Source organism: Lysinibacillus sp. NPDC056959 (assembly GCF_042674095.1).
Lineage (GTDB): Bacteria > Bacillota > Bacilli > Bacillales_A > Planococcaceae > Lysinibacillus > Lysinibacillus zambalensis.
The window spans coordinates 1-17310 of the sequence record NZ_JBHURE010000033.1; the positions used below are offsets into that span (position 1 = coordinate 1).

The 17310-nt window shown below is 35.1% G+C and carries 13 protein-coding genes; 8 read left to right on the plus strand and 5 right to left on the minus strand.

Annotated features, from left to right (window positions below; genetic code table 11):
• Nucleotides 1–147: 147 nt before the first annotated feature.
• The 4 genes from ACFTQ7_RS22720 (at nt 148) to ACFTQ7_RS22735 (ending at nt 3238) form a co-directional block, all read left to right on the plus strand.
• Nucleotides 148–318, plus strand: coding sequence for a hypothetical protein (locus tag ACFTQ7_RS22720; RefSeq protein WP_386831349.1), 171 nt, complete (start codon nt 148–150; stop codon nt 316–318).
• A gap of 129 nt (nt 319–447) precedes the next feature.
• A complete protein-coding gene (locus tag ACFTQ7_RS22725) occupies nt 448–1617 on the plus strand; it encodes an ATP-grasp domain-containing protein (RefSeq protein ID WP_386831351.1) in 1170 nt (389 codons plus the stop codon).
• 364 nt (nt 1618–1981) lie between these two features.
• Nucleotides 1982–2599, plus strand: coding sequence for a response regulator transcription factor (locus tag ACFTQ7_RS22730; RefSeq protein WP_386831353.1), 618 nt, complete (start codon nt 1982–1984; stop codon nt 2597–2599).
• Between the two features lie 375 nt (nt 2600–2974).
• The gene (locus tag ACFTQ7_RS22735) at nt 2975–3238 is read left to right on the plus strand and encodes a hypothetical protein (protein WP_386831355.1); all 264 of its coding nucleotides are present in this window, start codon (nt 2975–2977) and stop codon (nt 3236–3238) included.
• A gap of 656 nt (nt 3239–3894) precedes the next feature.
• Here the strand turns inward: ACFTQ7_RS22735 and ACFTQ7_RS22740 are convergent.
• Nucleotides 3895–4551 carry a tyrosine-type recombinase/integrase gene (locus ACFTQ7_RS22740; RefSeq protein WP_386831357.1) on the minus strand — a complete coding sequence of 219 codons (657 nt, stop codon included), beginning with the start codon at nt 4549–4551 and terminating at the stop codon, nt 3895–3897.
• Between the two features lie 327 nt (nt 4552–4878).
• On the opposite strand from ACFTQ7_RS22740, the gene ACFTQ7_RS22745 reads away from it, so the two are divergent.
• Entirely contained in the window at nt 4879–9201 is a 4323-nt protein-coding gene (locus ACFTQ7_RS22745) for an S-layer homology domain-containing protein (RefSeq protein WP_386831359.1), read from the plus strand.
• A gap of 211 nt (nt 9202–9412) precedes the next feature.
• Here the strand turns inward: ACFTQ7_RS22745 and ACFTQ7_RS22750 are convergent, their stop codons facing one another.
• From ACFTQ7_RS22750 to ACFTQ7_RS22760, 3 genes are read right to left on the minus strand one after another with little or no spacing between them, the layout of a single operon-like run.
• Complete coding sequence (locus ACFTQ7_RS22750; protein ID WP_386831361.1) at nt 9413–10807, minus strand: nucleoside recognition domain-containing protein; 1395 nt, start codon at nt 10805–10807, stop codon at nt 9413–9415.
• A complete protein-coding gene (locus ACFTQ7_RS22755) occupies nt 10779–11498 on the minus strand; it encodes a FeoB small GTPase domain-containing protein (RefSeq protein ID WP_386831363.1) in 720 nt (239 codons plus the stop codon). The genes ACFTQ7_RS22750 and ACFTQ7_RS22755 overlap by 29 nt, the downstream gene beginning before the upstream one ends.
• Nucleotides 11495–11749, minus strand: a complete 255-nt coding sequence (locus tag ACFTQ7_RS22760; protein WP_386831365.1) for a FeoA family protein — start codon at nt 11747–11749, stop codon at nt 11495–11497. Before ACFTQ7_RS22760 ends, ACFTQ7_RS22755 begins: the two co-directional genes overlap by 4 nt.
• 561 nt (nt 11750–12310) lie before the next feature.
• On the opposite strand from ACFTQ7_RS22760, the gene ACFTQ7_RS22765 reads away from it, so the two are divergent.
• The 3 genes from ACFTQ7_RS22765 (at nt 12311) to ACFTQ7_RS22775 (ending at nt 15238) form a co-directional block, all read left to right on the plus strand.
• A complete protein-coding gene (locus ACFTQ7_RS22765; protein WP_386831367.1) occupies nt 12311–12448 on the plus strand; it encodes a hypothetical protein in 138 nt (45 codons plus the stop codon).
• Nucleotides 12449–12614: 166 nt separating this feature from the next.
• Nucleotides 12615–14189, plus strand: coding sequence for an ABC transporter substrate-binding protein (locus tag ACFTQ7_RS22770; protein WP_386831369.1), 1575 nt, complete (start codon nt 12615–12617; stop codon nt 14187–14189).
• Between the two features lie 101 nt (nt 14190–14290).
• On the plus strand, nt 14291–15238 hold the full coding sequence (locus ACFTQ7_RS22775) for an ABC transporter substrate-binding protein (protein WP_386831371.1): 948 nt from the start codon (nt 14291–14293) through the stop codon (nt 15236–15238).
• A gap of 396 nt (nt 15239–15634) precedes the next feature.
• Here the strand turns inward: ACFTQ7_RS22775 and ACFTQ7_RS22780 are convergent, their stop codons facing one another.
• Nucleotides 15635–16930, minus strand: a complete 1296-nt coding sequence (locus ACFTQ7_RS22780; protein ID WP_386831373.1) for a hypothetical protein — start codon at nt 16928–16930, stop codon at nt 15635–15637.
• Nucleotides 16931–17310: the final 380 nt, after the last annotated feature.

Consider the following 17310-nt stretch of genomic DNA (forward strand, 5'->3'; position numbering starts at 1 on the left):
ATATATTTACATTTAATATTATAAATGTTATTGTTTACAATGTAATACAATAATATTTATAAAAGGAGAGATTTACTTTTATATTCTCGCTAATACATATTTAAATATAGAAGTCAATCTCGGATAAATTAAAAGGAGGTTAAAATTATGTCAATTAAGTTGGATAGTAAACAGCAGGAAGAAATATTTCAAAATTTAAAATCGCAAGGAATTTCAGGTGAGTCATTGGATATTTCAGGAGAAATTTCTCTTCAACCCTCAAGGTCTGGTACTTTTACAACACTAGCAATAGGTGAAGAACATCCTTGGTGGCCATAGGAAAAAGTAAGACAAATAGACTCATGTCTATTTGTCTTACTTTTTATTAAGTATAAGCCATGATTTTTTCATCACTCGAAAAACGGATTAAACCGTTAATATATTACATTTATAGAGGGCGGAGAGAATATGACTATATGTATTGTTAACCCAATGAATGATATACATTGTAACTATATGATTTTGAAGTTAAAAGAACGGGAGATTCCCTTTATAGAATTAGGACCCTTAGAAAAAAACGAATATACTTTCCAAGATGGGAAATTATTTTATAATAGGACATTTATTGATTTCGAATCAATCTCTTCTGTTTACATACATGGTAATATGAGCTTTTTACCTAAGAACTTAAAAGATTCTTATGTTGATACTTATAATGAACAAATCTTATTTAAAGCCAAAATAGAAAATTTAAGCACATGGTTAAAAATATTACAAGATAAGGGGGCTACTTTAATAAATCCTCCAGTGGATAATACAAAGTACTATCAGTTATTCCGTCTTATAGATGCTCAAATCCCAATTCCACAAACATGTATTACAAATTCATACTATGAACTACAAAATTTTGTTAGTAAAGTAGGACAAGTAATATTTAAACCTCTAACAGGCGGAGAACATTGCAGGGAAGTCAATCAATTTGTACTAGATTCTTTAAGAAATCAACAATCAGAGCCCATTATTTTTCAGGAATATATAAAAGGCTCAGATATTAGAGTCTATTTATTAAATGGAGAAATATTATCCTCACATATCTTAGAAAATAATAAAAACTATCTTGATTATAGGGAAAACCCTGCATTTTCTACAGATGAATTTCAGTATATACCAATAAATCTTCCTGAACATGTGATTAAATTTTGTAAAGATGCTGCAAATATACTAAACCTCTCTTTTACGGGTATTGATATAAAGGTAGATGAAAAGGGTAACTATTATTTAATTGAATGTAATAGTATGCCCATTTATATTGATGCTGAAATTAAATTGAAAATATCTATTACAGATAAAATAATTGATGCTTTAACAGGTTCGAAATCTAAAAATTCTATCTTGTTAAACAATCCAACATTGCATTTTAAAAATAATAATGAGTATAAACGTGAAATTAGTTTATTTGATTATCAGAGTATTTTCTTAATGAATTATAAAAAAAATAAAATGAAAAATCCGGATGTAATCGTTCCTTTAAATGAAAAACAATTAGAAGATATTAAAAATATTGATAAATATAAAGATTCGAAATACATGATTATATCATTAGATAATAATGAATTGAAAGTAAGCGGATTTATATAATTATATCTAATGTCTTCTAGATTAACTTTTTTATAACACTATCTGTTATTATTTCAAGGAATTTAATACTTTTCAAAAGTAGAAATTTCTATTTTTGAAACACAAAGAGCGCCTCCCAAGGTAAATCCCGTCTTTTTTGGTGGGAGTCGGGGGGCGGTTTTCAGCCACTCTTTTCAGGCTGAAAATAAGATGATTGCTGCGGCTTGCGTCCTGTGCTTTATGGATTACCTTAATAGCAGTGATACATGGTCTTTTGTTGATGAGCCAATAGAGTAAAGGCTTTTAATGGATAAATATCTTTTAACTCTTTAGTTAATAATGGTTTTGAAATTTAAATTAAACTATATGAAGGACGGGATGCCCATTGATTTCAGTTTTAATTGTTGATGATCATCCAATTATTTTAAAAGGCACAAAAATGCTGTTTAATGAATTAGATGATTTTTATATCGAAACAGAAACGAATGCTGAACAAGTTTTGGATAGAATACAAAAAGAAGCATTTCATGTATATTTAATTGATATAAATATGGCTAAAAAAAACGGTATTGAGCTTGCGAAAGATATTAAAGCGATTCAAGAACATGCAATTGTCATATTATATACCGGTGAAGATATTCATTCTTATTATTCATTGCTAATTGAAAAAAAAGTAGATGGTATTCTTTCAAAAACTGCTCCAATTGAGCAAGTGATCTGTACAATTCGTTCAATTGTTGTAGGAAACATAGTTATCCCTATAGATTTTGTAGACTATATTAACAAAAAAATGAAAAATAGATATGACAGCATCAAACTTACAAATAAAGAAATTCAGCTAATTAAGATGTTAATGGATGGGAATACAAATAAGAAAATCGCAGCGAGATTTAATGTTACTCAACGAACTGTAGAACGGTATTTAACTCAGTTATTTAGCCTGCTAGGTGTTTCTTCACGAATAGAAGTAATTGATATTGTGAAAGAAAAACAATTGATTTGAAGTTTATAAATGACTTTTAGAATACCTAAAATCCTTGTGAATATATAGGAAAAGACCATTATAGTATTTAGTTAAATTGGTATTTGATATACCCAATTTAGTAATTCACTAATGCCTCAAATACATCTCGGTCCAAGAATATCTAATCAAAAATGTAGAAAGTAACCTTCTATCTATTGAGAAATCGAAGATAAAAGGTTACTTTCTACATTTTTGGAGAGTACCTTATATTGACAGCAACCGACATTTTTAGGGAAATGCCGTCATTAAAATTGTCGGTTGTAATGTCGGTTTTTGTAATGGTAACTTGGGATTAACTCGAGTGAAAGCAAGATAGTTGCAACACCTAACAACAAATAATTAGGAGGGGTTTCTTTGAAACGATATCTAACTGCTACATCTTTAGCAGTAGCTTTAGCTTCTGGATTAACCTTTGGTTTTGGGATAGAAAAGGCAGAGGCTACAAGTAATAATAATGAAATAATAGCTGCTGCTACAAGTACATGGACTTTATATTATACAGACTATGCTTATAATGACGGTTGGTATGCAAAGTGGTATAGAAATCATACAACAGGGCAAAAGAAAAAAGAAACTTATATGGCTAATGGGAAACTTTATTCCGTCGATTATTACTAATTTTCCGGATTTTTTAGCTTATTAAAACCGAAAAAGCTACTTTGAAGTGTGATTAGCCCTGATATATTACGATAGATTTTAAGCTTACTATTATCTTGTCAACTGTTGGTTTCCGAATTTTTATTAGGAAACCAACACTTGAAGGGGTGGTATTAATATTAATATGCTTAAAATCTTAAAATACCTTGAGGGTAAATAATTAATAAAAAAATAAATTTAAACATTCTACTATTAGACTTAATTTTATGGGGTTAATACAAGCTGTTTTCTAATATAATTCAATAATATTTTGAAATTCAATTACCTTTTAAAAAGTAGGAAGAAATTCTCAATATATAGGTTGGGTTTCATCAATCATTTCTATTGTATTATTCCCATAATTTTTGGATTAATTAGAAGTGTTTCTGGGGCGTTATATAAAAAATACAATAGAAAACAAGGGAATTATATCATTATATTTGCAATCTTTTGTACTTTTTTAAGAACCTTTATCAATTTCGTGCCATCGAACCTCAAGATATTACGCAAATCATTATCAGTACTCCAGACCGTTACGATGTCTTTTTTCATATTTAAACTCTTCCAGTTTCTAAATACAATTCAATTAATAAAAACAAAGTGAAAAGCTATTTTTAAGCTTCTTACTTTTATTTTCATTATAAAAAATCATCCACATCGTTCGTTCTTAAATTAATATAATGCTCCATAATTGTCTGATGGGATTTATGACCGGACTGCTTGGTAATCGTCGGGATGTCTGCTCCCTTTTGATACATAGCGGTAATCTGCGTTTTGGAGAATGTGTCAGGCGCAAAACCAAGCCAACTCTGTATCGCTTGATTATAGCTCACTTCGCTGATTTTTCGGCTTGTATGATTGCCCCATTTGTCAGCTGCACCGACAAAATAGTCATTTGGCTCCAGTTCACACGTCTGAATATATTTCTTCACTGACTGCACACATTCGAGTGTCAGGCGTTTTTCTTTCATTTCCCCTTGCTTCACCATCATTACATACACAGTACGGTTCTCTAAATCAAAGTCACTTACTTTTAACCTAACCATTTCTGACGGTCGATTAGCTGTAATCAAATTCACTAAACAAATAGAACGCCTACGAATATCGCATTTTTTATTAGTATCGTAGCGATCAATCAGACGCAATACATCCCCTTGCTTTTCAGCTCGAATTCCTCGCATCGGTTTTAAACGAAGATAGGCTTCTTCATCGTACAGTCCTCGCAGCATTTTTACCTGTGTCTCCTGTTCAGGTGTTATGTATAATCCATGCTCATTTGTTAACCAGTATTTCACTCCAGCATTTCTTCGATTAAATGTTGATAGTCACCTGCTGCTGAGCCGCTTCACTCGCGATGCTCGCTCCAAGGTCTTATCTGGGACGCTGATCCCCAAGGAGTCGCCTAGTCTCCACTTCAATCAACTTATTTGTATAGCGAATGTTTAATAAATGCTATCCCATCTTTAATAATATTTTTTGTTAAAATTACAGTTATTGTTAACAATTTTATTCCATTAATTTAGATTTATCTATGAAGGTTCACTATCTACCTGTCGATATAAAGGGTATGATGAAAATGATAGTTTGAACGTATCAAATACATAGATGAAAGGAAGAGTGGGATGGATAAAACAAAAATCCAAAAAGTGAACAAAGCACTTATAGCAACGGTTTTTGCTACTAGTGGGATTGCTGTTGTAGTGCCACCACCACAAAAGGCAGCTGCGGCTTCTTCACCATTTACAGATGTTGACCCATATTCAAGTCATTATGACGGCATTTTAAAATTATATAATCAAGGTGCGATTAATGGGTATGCAGACAATACTTTTCGACCAAATCAAAGTGTAACACGTGGTCAGGCGGCAAAAATGCTGGCGACTGTTTTAAAATTAGATTTGAGAAATGTACAAGATCCATATTTAAAAGACGTTCCGAAAAGTAGTGAATATTACAAGTATATAGCTGCTCTACAAAATGCAGGAATCATGTCGGGCTATTCAAATGGAACATTTATGCCTAATGAAGTGATGACACGCGGGCAATTAGCGAAAATTTTAGTCCTTGGCTTTAATTTAGAGGTAGCCTCTAATTACAACAATAGTTTCAAAGATGTAACTAGCGAAACAAGCAACGCTATTTATATCCAAAGTTTAGTAGATTCAAAGATTACGGAAGGGACAACACCTGTCACTTTCTCACCACATAATGCGGTTACACGTGGACAATTCGCATCTTTTATTGTGCGTTCACAAGAGAAAAAAGGTAATGCCACATCTTTCAAAATTACAAATGTTGAAGACGATACTGTCTACATAAATGGTGATCGATACTCAGTACCACAAAGTCTCTCGCATATTTTTAACGAAGATAATGCACCTGTATTAAAAGATGCGCTAATTGAAGGGGACTTTTCAGGCAAAACTATTCGCTCTGTATCAAAGCTTACATTGAATGCAAGTGGGACAAGCTCAAGGTCTCTAGTGTTCGATGGCGATCGTAAGTCCTTCGGTACGACAATCGTTGTTAATGGAAACTATATTGAATTCTCAAATATTACATTGACTGGTACAATGCATGTCAACGAAACGGTACGTCCACCTTTACAATTAGGTTTTTCCTACTATAAGCCATTATCTTTTGGCCGTATAGCAAGCACTAATACTGCATTTATTAACTGGACTAATCCAGATAATCCAAATGATGAAGGCTCATCTAATAACGGTTCTACAACAGATCTTCAAGATTGGGCAGATCAGAATTCCGACAAAAATCCTGATAAAAACAAGCCATTTGAGAACTGGTCTAAAGATAAAGTGACGATGAAAAATGTTGAAAAACATATTGAATTTTATAACAGCACTGTATCACGCCTAGTTGTCGCTCAAAGCGGTACAAAAATCGAAACAAATATGAAGCTACCACGTGTAGACATTATCGGGAATGTTCGTGAATTTGAGATTCAAGGAAATATCGGCACACTAAATCTCGATACAGAAACGAAGCTGACAATTTACGGAGATGGCAACATCGACTGGATTAACTACAATAGCTACACAGATTTAGAGCTATATCTAGATGGTCGCGTTGGTGTTCTGTATGTTGATAATGTATACGGTTGGGTTGATATTGGAGATTACACGTATATTGACAAAGTGATTATACCGAAGGGCGAGGGACCAAATAATATCTTCGACGACTTCTTAGAGGATAAAGATAATATCGGCAATATTGTAGATGAAGACGGTAAACCAGTCGATAAAGACGATATTGATAAACAAGATCCAGCTGATAAAACAAAACCGTTAATCGACATTACGAATGTAACAGTTTTAAGTGGTAGTGAGACACAGGTAGATTTCACTTCAGATAAAGTTGGAACTTACTACTATATTGTTCGTGAAAAAGGCGCCGATGCACCAACGAAAAAAGAAATGGTAAATCGGATTTCTACTGAAAATGCAGCACATGGATCAAGCGCAGCAGTGAATGGCAAAAACACATTTAAAGTCACTAACTTAGGTGAGAAAAAAGAATATGTTGTGTATGTGATGGTCGTTGATGGAGCGAAAAATGTTTCTGATATTAAATCACAAGAATTCAAAATGAAGGATACTATAGCACCTGTAGTGACATTTAAATCTGTAAAACCACTTCCTGGGGGAAAAAGGGCAGAAATTACATTTAATTCAACAAAATCTGGGGAATATTTTTATATAGTACGTAAAAAATCGACTAATGCTACTACACCGACGGCTGAGGAAATTGCAAAATCAACAAATAAGGGTAAAGTTACTGGCAATACTGCCGCTGAGTTAACAAAAACAATAATGTTAGAAAATTTAGAGGCATTAACAGAATATGAATTCTTCATGGTAATGAAAGATGACTCAGGTAATCTATCAAAGGTAGCTTCAACAGGGTTTACAACACTTGAGTTAGATGAAATAAATCCATTTGTAGAGAAGACAAAACTTGAATCTGATGATGGGAAAGAAAACCAATTCTACATTTATTTAAATGAAGCATTAGACCCTAAAAGCGCTCGAGATGTAAATAATTATGATTTATCAGGAACGGTTATCGTCAATACGACAGGACAGAAAAAAATAAAACCTTCTGCTGTAGAGTATAAGGAAGGCGATAAAAAGGTATTATTAACAATTCCATCAGAAACAGGTTTTGTTTATGGAGATACATTACGTGTAACTGTATTACCTGGTGTTAAGGATTTGGCAGGCAATGAATTTGAAAATGCAAATACCGTTGAACCTGGTAAAAATGTTCGAAACTTTGCAGAATACGTGCATGAAAAATATCTTGAACCGGAGATTACAGGTTTAAAAGTTGTTGGGAAACCAGACCAAGATGAAAAATATAAACGAGCTGAGGTAGAATTTAAGCCAAATAAAGCAGGGACATACTATTACATGGTATTACCTGATACGGTCGTAGACAACAATGAAACAAAAACATTTGAACAATATTTAAAAGATAAAGGCATTACGGAGAGAGATTTCTATAATGAATTTGCGACTGAATCATCATTAAAATCAGGCTACTTCCAAATAGGCGGAAAAGATATTTATATAGAAATTGGCTCTGGTCCGGCCGACTTAGAAGCTGATACAAAGAAATTCCCCGTTGTTATTGATAAAGATAAACTAAACCCATTCATGAGCTATTCGGTTCATATGATATTAAAAGACCGTGGCGGCGATCTTTCTAAAATAGCTTCTGAAAAAATATTCGGGGACTCAAGAGCACCATTAGTTACTGATTTAGAAATTAAGTCTGGGACTGCAAAAAAAGGTCCTGACGATACGAAAGCCACTGTAAGTTTCAGTACAGATGAGACAACAAAGCTGCATTACTGGTTCGTACCAAAGAAAAATGCTGATGGAACAGATAATCCGGATGCAAAGCTAACTATTGACACGGCAGCAGAAAGAAAAACATTAGAGGACAAACTTAAGTCAAGTCCTTTAGTTACAAAAAGTGGAAAAGGCGCGTCTGGGACTGTAGATTTGACAGGAGTTACTTTAACACCACATACCGAATACGTTGTTTATTTAGGTGCACAGGATACGTATGGTAACTTTACTGTGTATAAAGCTAATAAAGATGGAGACAATCACGATGAAACAAATGCTGGTTGGATGAAACAAGATTTCTATTCTGATGGCACACCACCACAGGTAGAAGACCCTATCTTTAAACAAATCGATGGAAAAACATTTGAAGTTACATTTTCAGAAGCGGTTGGTGATCCAGCTAATCCAGGAAGTATTATTAAAAATGGTCAATCCTTCTTTAGTTTTACTAACTTAGACGGTACAACTGCGACGTTACCAGGTTATAAATGGGCATGGGAAGATGACGCAGCAAAAGAGACATGGAAACCTAGAAAAATGATTATTACGTTTGATAATCAGGTAGATCAAAGTTTTGCATTAACAGTAAATGCTGATATTACAGATAAAGGCAGCGCGATTATTGCCAATACACAAATACCGTTTGCAGATGGTAAACCTACAGCATCTTATATTTATAGAACTCTTACGACTAAAATTGAAAGTGCTAAGCTGCAGGATCCAATTACCGGGGATAGAAGCAATAAGATTAATGCAACATTCGACTTTACTTTCTCAGACCCTTCAGTGGAGCCAGGAGAAGAGGTTAACTACTATTACACTGTATATAGTAAAACATATACAACAGCAGAAATAGATAAGGTTAAACCAATTGAGGTTATTGATCCAACTATTTCGGGTGCATTAACAAGCTTAAGTCATGGCGATGGCAAAACGCCGCTTAAAAAAGGACGAACAGTGCAACCTATTATAAATAATACTTTCCCATTCATTGAGGGAGACTATATTATAATCGTTATAGTTGATAAATATGGAAATAAATATCTTGTTAATGGTAATATTTCGAAATAATAAATATATAGATAATAGAACTAAGCTTTTAAATCAATAACAATTAAAAATAACCAAGTGGATGATTTTCCACTTGGTTATTTATCTTGCATAAAGAGCTTATAGACCGGCTAATTTATAGAATACTTAGTGGGCTATACTCGTGAAATATTTGTTGTCACGCTAATTTCCTGAATAAAAAAGAGGGGCTTTTAAACAGCCCCTCCCATCATCACACCCAACCAAAAGCTCGAGCAACTGTCGCCGTTAGCCAAGTCGCGCCAATAGCAATAACCGTTGGAATTAAAAATGACATAAATGTCCACTTTGGACTTTTTGTTTCTTTATAAATATTGACTAAAGTCGTTCCGCAAGGGAAGTGTAGCAGTGAGAATAACATCATGTTTAAAGCTGTGAGCCACGTCCAGCCTTGGTCGATAAACACTTGTTTTAGCTTCGATAAATCCTCAATTTCTAGCATAGCTCCTTGCGATAAATATGCCATAATTAGGATAGGGATCACAATTTCATTGGCTGGTAACCCAAGAATAAATGCAGCCATAATAAAGCCATCCATACCAAGAGCCTGACCAAATGGATCTAAAAAGTTAATGAAATGCATTAGAATACTCGTATCACCAACGTAAATATTAGCGAATACCCAAGTCAAAATAGAGGCAGGCGCTGCTACGACAACTGCTCTTTTTAATACATACCATGCTTTATCAAGACTGGCTCTTAAAATTGTGTTCCAGAACTTTGGTCTTCGAAATGGTGGAAGTTCCAAAGTGTAATGGGTAGGTACCCCCTTTAAAGCGGTTTTAGAAAGAACCCAGGACACAGTTAATGTCACCACGACCCCTAACATAACAAATCCTATTAAAATGGCAGCTGTTACAAATGTACCTGCTGCACCTGAAAAACCAGTTACCATAAATAATGATGCTAATAAAATAAGTGTTGGCCATCTTCCGTTGCAAGGAACAAAATTGTTCGTTAAAATGGCTAACATTCGTTCCCGAGGAGATTCTATTATTCTCGTTGACATGATAGCAGCGGCATTACAGCCAAAGCCCATTGCCATTGTTAATGATTGTTTCCCGTGTCCACCAGCTCGTTTGAATAAACGGTCCATATTAAATGCTACACGTGGTAAATAACCGTAGTTTTCTAATAGAGCGAACATAGGGAAGAATATAGCCATTGGCGGCAGCATAACACTAATAACCCAACCTGTACCTCTAAATAGCCCGAGAACTAAAATACCGTGTAACCATTCGGGTGCGTGCATTGCTTCAAAAAGAAAGGTTAACTTACCTTCTAGATAGCCAAATAAGTTTGCTAACATATCTGATGGTACGTTTGCCCCAGCGATAGTAATGTAAAAGACAGTCCCTAGCAAGATAAGCATAATAGGGAATCCCCAAATACGGGATGTGAAAATTTCATCTAATTTATCAGATCTGTACATTGCAGGTTGCTGCGATACTACTTTTTTACATAAAGATTTGCTTTTAGTATAAATATCACTAACAATTTCATCTCGAATATCCTCATTCGAAACCTCGTTCACTTCAGCTAAAATAGCCTTAAGTGAATTATGATTTAACACTGACTGGGACTCCATTCGTTCTCACCTCGTGCTGTTTATTATGATGTTGCAGTTTTAAGATTAATTCCTCATCACCATCAAGTAAGCGAAGGGCAACCCATCTCGATGGATATTTTTCATCAAAATAACCTTCTAATTTCGATTCAATCTTTGTAATGGCTTCCTCTATTTCATTCGAATATGTCATACGATACGGCGTTGTAACAATTTGCCCCTTCACCAGTTGACTTAACGTATCGAGCAATTGATGAATCCCTTTTTTATTTCTTGCCGATATTTTGACAACTGGGACTCCTAGCTCACGAGCCAATTTCTTGTCATCAATTCGGATCCCTTTTTTCTCAGCTTCATCGATTAAATTGATACAAATGATAACGTTATTCGTCATTTCTAAAACTTGGAGTGCAAGATTTAAATTTCTTTCTAATGATGTTGCATCGAGCACAACAATTGTTGCATCCGGTTGGTCAAAAACGATATGGTCTCTTGCGACTTCCTCATCTGCTGAATTAGAAAATAAAGAATAGGTCCCGGGTAAATCCACGAGAACATATTGCTCTCCGTTATGTTCAAAAGAACCTTCTGCATGAACAACCGTTTTCCCGGGCCAGTTCCCAGTGTGCTGCTTCAATCCCGTTAATGTATTAAACAATGTACTTTTACCGGTATTTGGGTTACCTGCTAATGCAATTCGACTTATCCTCACTTTGTATTCCCCCTAACAATTTTGCCTAAAATCATAGAGCTTTCATCGTTGCGTAATGCAATCGTTGTATTGCTTACACGATAAGCGACAGGGTCTCCTAAAGGACTTTTACGTAGAACGAAGATTTCTGCGCCTTTTACAAAGCCTAAATCTAATAATCTCCTTCTTAAAGGACCTTTAATGTTTATTTCTTTTATTAAAAAGCAATCTCCAAACGAGCATTTAGAAAGAGGTATCAATGTTTTTTCCATACGCATTTTTTATTCCTTTCTATAATAAAATTTCCCGAACGTCATATTGTTTCTCTGAGGAAACTTTATTAATGATTATGCCTGTTTTATGACAATTGTCAATAGTTTTCTGAAATCTTTTTGAAAGAAGGTGATAAAAGAGCGTCCTAATGAAGGGAAAGATGGCACATTTATATTGGGCTAAAAAGTGTTGAAAAATGGGGAGTTGTTTAGCATACAAAGCGAGCAAAGTTTTGGTGTAAGGATATGAAAAGTTTTTCTTTATGAGGGGTTCGTTATAAGTGTCTATAGATAAGAGGGGATCAGCTTTGGAGGAGCGGTAGCAGAGCAAAAAAATATGTAATGTATTTTCTCCGTTTCCATTATCCAATCCACCTCATCCTTTTTGTCAGATTAATTGATAATGGTTATCATTATCATTTATAATGTTTTATGTTGAAAACTTCAAACAAAAGAAATGAGTGAATGCCATGAATGTGGATCATCATATTTTTTTTATGGAATCAAGCCTCTATTAAAGTGTTCGATATACGTTATACGAGAATGAAGAAGGATAAATCTTTGCGAAACTATAAATTACCTGCCAGTGTATTTTTATTTGCAACAAAAGGAAGTGCAGAAATACAACTAGACAACGTTGATTATATTTTAAAGAAGTTTCAAGTGATACATAGTGGGAAAGGGGCTCATCTGAGCTAATCCTAGCTATTTCGCGGAGGTTTTTAAGGAGAAATTCGGAATGAATCCTAGGGAGATAATAAGAAATCTTTACAATGACAATCGACTGTCGCTAGTACGAATGAAAAACTATTAATATTAACAAGTTTCTGGTGAATAATTTCGTATATTAGGGGATGGCATCTATATGAAGAAAAATAAATGTAAAGAGGATATGGCGATTTCACAAGTTTATTATCCTGTTCAGATAACTAGATTAGAGGACATTATATGTGACCATGAAGAATTGTTTTCTTTGCCTTGTATTGTTGTTGTTTCTGAAGGCGTGGCATTATGTCCAGTAAATGATAAGGAGTTTAAGTTATCGCGTGGGTCCGTCTTACTTTTGGATAATGCAAAAAGTTTTCTCATCACTGTAGAGTCAAAATTACGAGGCATAGTCATTCAATATCGTACGTATGGTCATGAAAAGCCAAGCATATTGCATCATGTTAAACCGATTTTGAACTGCTCTTATAGAATTATTAATTTAGCTCTAGAATTACAAAAGGCTTCAAGGAATACCTCTATTGGTAACCCGTTTCATTTTCAAAGAATGTTTGTGGAGCTACTAGAAGCACTTTATAACGAATTAGATAATCGAAAGAAGCATGATGATTTATGGATAGAAAAAGTACTTGATTACATAGATTTGTATTTCCATGAAGAGCTAACACGTGATCAGGTTGCTGAAATTGCACAAGTAAGCCCGGAGCATTTTTCTCGCACTTTTCACAAACATACGGGCTATACATTCAGTGCTTATCTTACATTACTGAGAATTCGAAAATCACAGCAAAGATTACTCCAGCATATGCCGAAATTAGATCTTCTTGCTCAAGAGGTTGGTTACAGTGAAGGGACATATTTTAGTCGGAAGTTTAAACAGTTGATTGGGGTCTCTCCTACTGCTTATTACAAGAAGGAAAAACGGATAGTTGCACTTAATACAAATCATACAGCGTGCCTCATTGCTCTCGGTATTACACCCGAACTAGGTGTATATTCTCCTTGGTTGGAGAGTGTGAGGCAAGTAAGTCCGGTCCACAAATTAAAAGGCTATGAGCATGATATTGCCTCAAATTATCAGGAGATAACAGCTGCTTGTCCAGATGTCATTATTAATTACAGTGGCAGCATGGAAAAACAATTTTTACTGTCATTAGCACCTGTATTCGAGCTGTCATGTAGACAGTTAAGCTGGCGAGAGCAATTTGGGCTTATTGCCAATATTGTTGATAGAAAAGAAGTATATAAGAGCTGGCTCCAGCAATATGATGAACAGATAGCTCTCTGTAACCATATTCTTGATCAACAGCATGGCACAAGAGGTACTGCTATTGTTTGGGAAATAGGTAGTCATACAGCTTATTGTCTAAATAGTAGCCATGGGCGAGGGAGTCATATACTATACGAAGATTTAGGCTTTAGTCGACCAGATGCGATAATCACACAAAATATTGAACAAACAGGATATTTAACAGTAGATATTGAAGAAATCGTTCATTTTCCTGCTGATTATATATTCATAACGGCACTTCCTACAAAAGATTTCGGAAAAGAACGTCTCTTAACAGTGTTACACTCAGAAAAATGGCAGTCGCTTATGGCTGTACAAAAGAAGCAGGTGTATTTTATTAATCAGTATGAATTATTTTATGGATATGATCCATTATCTACAGCATCTCAATTACAAAAATTAATGGAAGTACTGACATCATAAAAGTACAAGGCAACAAATCACTTCCATACATAGACAGTTATTTTACATTCTTCTACAATTATTGAGAATGATTATCAACGTATGTGTATGGAGGGAAAAAATTGCTTAAACAAAATAGAAATTTCATAACACCACTTTTTCTTATAATACTGCTTATATTAACGGCTTGTGGAGAAAAAGGGAAGACAGCTAGTCCTTCTGCAGAACAGGATAAAAAAGAAGCAGAGACAAAAACGGTTCAGACTACAAATGGTGAGATTGTTATTCCGACTAATCCGAAGCGTATTGTAGCAGAGGAGTATATCGCTAGTTTACTTGTATTAGATGTGAAACCTGTTGGAGCTCCTGGGTTGGCTTTAGAAAACTATTATTTAAAGGAAGCATTAAAGGGTGTAGAAGATATCGGTGTGTATGGAAAACCGTCGACTGAGAGAATTTTAGCGCTCAAACCTGATATGATTATTACTGGAAATGGGGAAAATTATGATGCATTAAGTAAAATTGCTCCTACGGTTGTCATCCCTTACGGTGAATTGAAGGATGCTCATGAAGAGCTTACATATTTTGGTGAGTTACTTGGCAAAGAGCAAGAAGCAAAGGACTGGCTCGCACAATATGATCAGAAAATTGCCGATGCCAAAGCACAGGTGGATGCAATAATTCCAGAAGATGCGAGCTTTTCCATTATTGAAGATGCTGGCAAATCCTATTATGCCTATGGTGATAATTTTGGACGTGGTGGACAGCCCGTTTATCAGGCACTTGGTCGAAAGCCACCTGTCAAAGTAGCAGATGAAATTATGGAAAAGCAGTGGGCTGAGATTTCAGAAGAAGTGTTGGCAGATTATACAGGCGATTATATTATTTTGACATCTAATGGTAATAGAACAGTGGAAGAGTACAAAAAGGATCCTGTTTGGGGTAGCTTACCAGCCGTAAAGAATGATCACCTTTATGTTTGGCCAGAGGAGCGCTCATGGTATTACGACCCAACAGCTGTGTTGGCTCAGGTTGAGGAATTAACAAACTGGCTAACGAATAAGAAATAACAAAACCGGTATAGCTAATAATTTTGCACATTGAACTCTAGCAATAAAATAATGGAAGCATCTTTAGAAATGGAGGTGCTTCTTTTTTTGTTGTGATAATTTAATATATTATTGGTTATATTTGTCATTTATACTATTTACAAATTCTATGACTTGAACTAGAAAGGTGTAAAGGTGTGAAAACAAATAGTGGGTATAGATGATCATATCCTTCTGGGAAAGCTGCTTCCATTCAAGTGAATACAGGAAGCGGGGGTTACAGGGGCTCCTAGAGGACTTTTACGAAGACTAAATTTCTGTTCCTTTCACAAAGCCCAGGAAATTAGTCGGCGGTAAACATAACCCTCTGCAAATAACAACGTATCGGCAGAGGGGCATGATTTTTTTATTAGGAGATCACTCTTGGATTAGGAATGAAGCAGAGGAATTTGTTTGAATGAAAGTACGATTTCCTTCTACTGAATAATCAGCTGGTACTGGTTTGCCAAAGGTATTGGTACGAACGATGGAGGCATTCGGTGATAAATTATTAATAATAATTTCCATGTTCGCCTCAAATTCAACTGGTTTATCATTTAATGTTGCCTGGAATGTGATACGATTCGATTTTTTTGTAATGCTAATTTCCATAACACCAGTATCTTCATTAAGAAGAGTTCCTAGTGGTGGAATAATCACAGTCATGTTCGATTTTGTCGTTAAAACGAAGCGATCTGCACTATTTTCCGTGTCTGCAACGTTGATTTTTGCTGTATAGGTATTTTTGTTTTTCGTCATAGCTGTAGTTTTACCTGGTACGGCTGCTATATCCGATGAAATTGGCTTTTTCGACCCGTTCCCTTTAGCTAAATCATATTTTCCATTCACAAAGTCTACTAAAGTCCAGACATTTGGTACAAGCTGCTGCTGCACAGGTGTTAAAGCCTCGAAGGCTGTTTTCGCTGCCTGTACATCTTGAGCAGTAGACGTTTTAGGCGATAAAGCTGCAATAGCGTTTTCTACTTCCTTAGCTGCCGCCTTATCCTTCGCAACAAGCTGCTCAGCATCTAATAACATCTTTTCGATACCAGCAGGTAAATAGACGTATGAATATCTTCGAAGTGCATTAAGCTCAGCTCTAGCATCCGCTACATCCTGATGGAAGGTAATGCGAGAAGAATTTAATAATTGGATTTTATTGACCACTTTATCGATAGATGTATTGGGCGTGATATAGGATGTCAGTATTTTTTGTGATTCCGGGCTCACAAAGGACTTTTGGGCTGCATTTAACGTATTGTACCAATCTTTCGTTTCCATAACATTTTGGTAGTAATTAACGGAAGTTGACTCCACTGAAGCTAATTTCTCTTCAATTTGATCAGCAAGCTTACGATACGCAACTTTTGTCTGACGATGATTTGACAGCGTAGAATAATTCGTAACATATTGTTTTTCCGTTTCAGTTAACTTATCGTAGGCTTTATTGGCTGCTTCTAAATTTGTTTGGAACGAAGCTGTTGTATCATTAATATTTGAAATAAGCCAAACAACATTCGAAACGTTAGCGTTGTAGTAATAATAATCGTATATGTAAGCAGTTTTTGAATGGCCAGTAATAGTAGCTGCTGATGCCGACGTAGTAGGTGCAGTATAGATTAGTGAAGGGACCGCAACTAGGGCTAGTAAGGCTAATTTTCTTTTGTTTTTCATAATACGGGAAACCTCCTATTGGTTTTGGATAAGTGTGATGGGTAATATGTAGGTCTTTTACCCTGGTTGGAACCTTTGATTGTCTTGTGAAATGGTTTATTATTTACCTGCCGAAAAGAGTCGTGTCTAGACAGCGATTTCCTAATATATGTTGGTAAACCAATTTTATCATATCTCAGGATTTTTTCATGTATATTTTAAGTGAATAGGTAGATTGATTATGTAATTTTTAAATACTTTGTGTCTTATGTACTTATGAAGCTATGAACGGGGAGCGAGTCGCTTTTTTTGAAGGGATAGAATCATCAAAGCGACGGGAAGAACTGCCGAAGTGATGGAAAGAACCCTCAAAGCGACGGAAAGACTCATTACGATCGAAG

Excerpts from the sequence above, each read along its gene's own strand:
- ACFTQ7_RS22745 (WP_386831359.1), top strand. The coding sequence starts at position 4,879 with ATGGATAAAACAAAAATCCAAAAAGTGAACAAAGCACTTATAGCAACG.
- ACFTQ7_RS22720 (WP_386831349.1), top strand. The coding sequence starts at position 148 with ATGTCAATTAAGTTGGATAGTAAACAGCAGGAAGAAATATTTCAAAAT.
- ACFTQ7_RS22780 (WP_386831373.1), bottom strand. The coding sequence starts at position 16,930 with ATGAAAAACAAAAGAAAATTAGCCTTACTAGCCCTAGTTGCGGTCCCT.
- ACFTQ7_RS22750 (WP_386831361.1), bottom strand. The coding sequence starts at position 10,807 with ATGGAGTCCCAGTCAGTGTTAAATCATAATTCACTTAAGGCTATTTTA.
- ACFTQ7_RS22760 (WP_386831365.1), bottom strand. The coding sequence starts at position 11,749 with ATGGAAAAAACATTGATACCTCTTTCTAAATGCTCGTTTGGAGATTGC.
- ACFTQ7_RS22770 (WP_386831369.1), top strand. The coding sequence starts at position 12,615 with ATGAAGAAAAATAAATGTAAAGAGGATATGGCGATTTCACAAGTTTAT.
- ACFTQ7_RS22725 (WP_386831351.1), top strand. The coding sequence starts at position 448 with ATGACTATATGTATTGTTAACCCAATGAATGATATACATTGTAACTAT.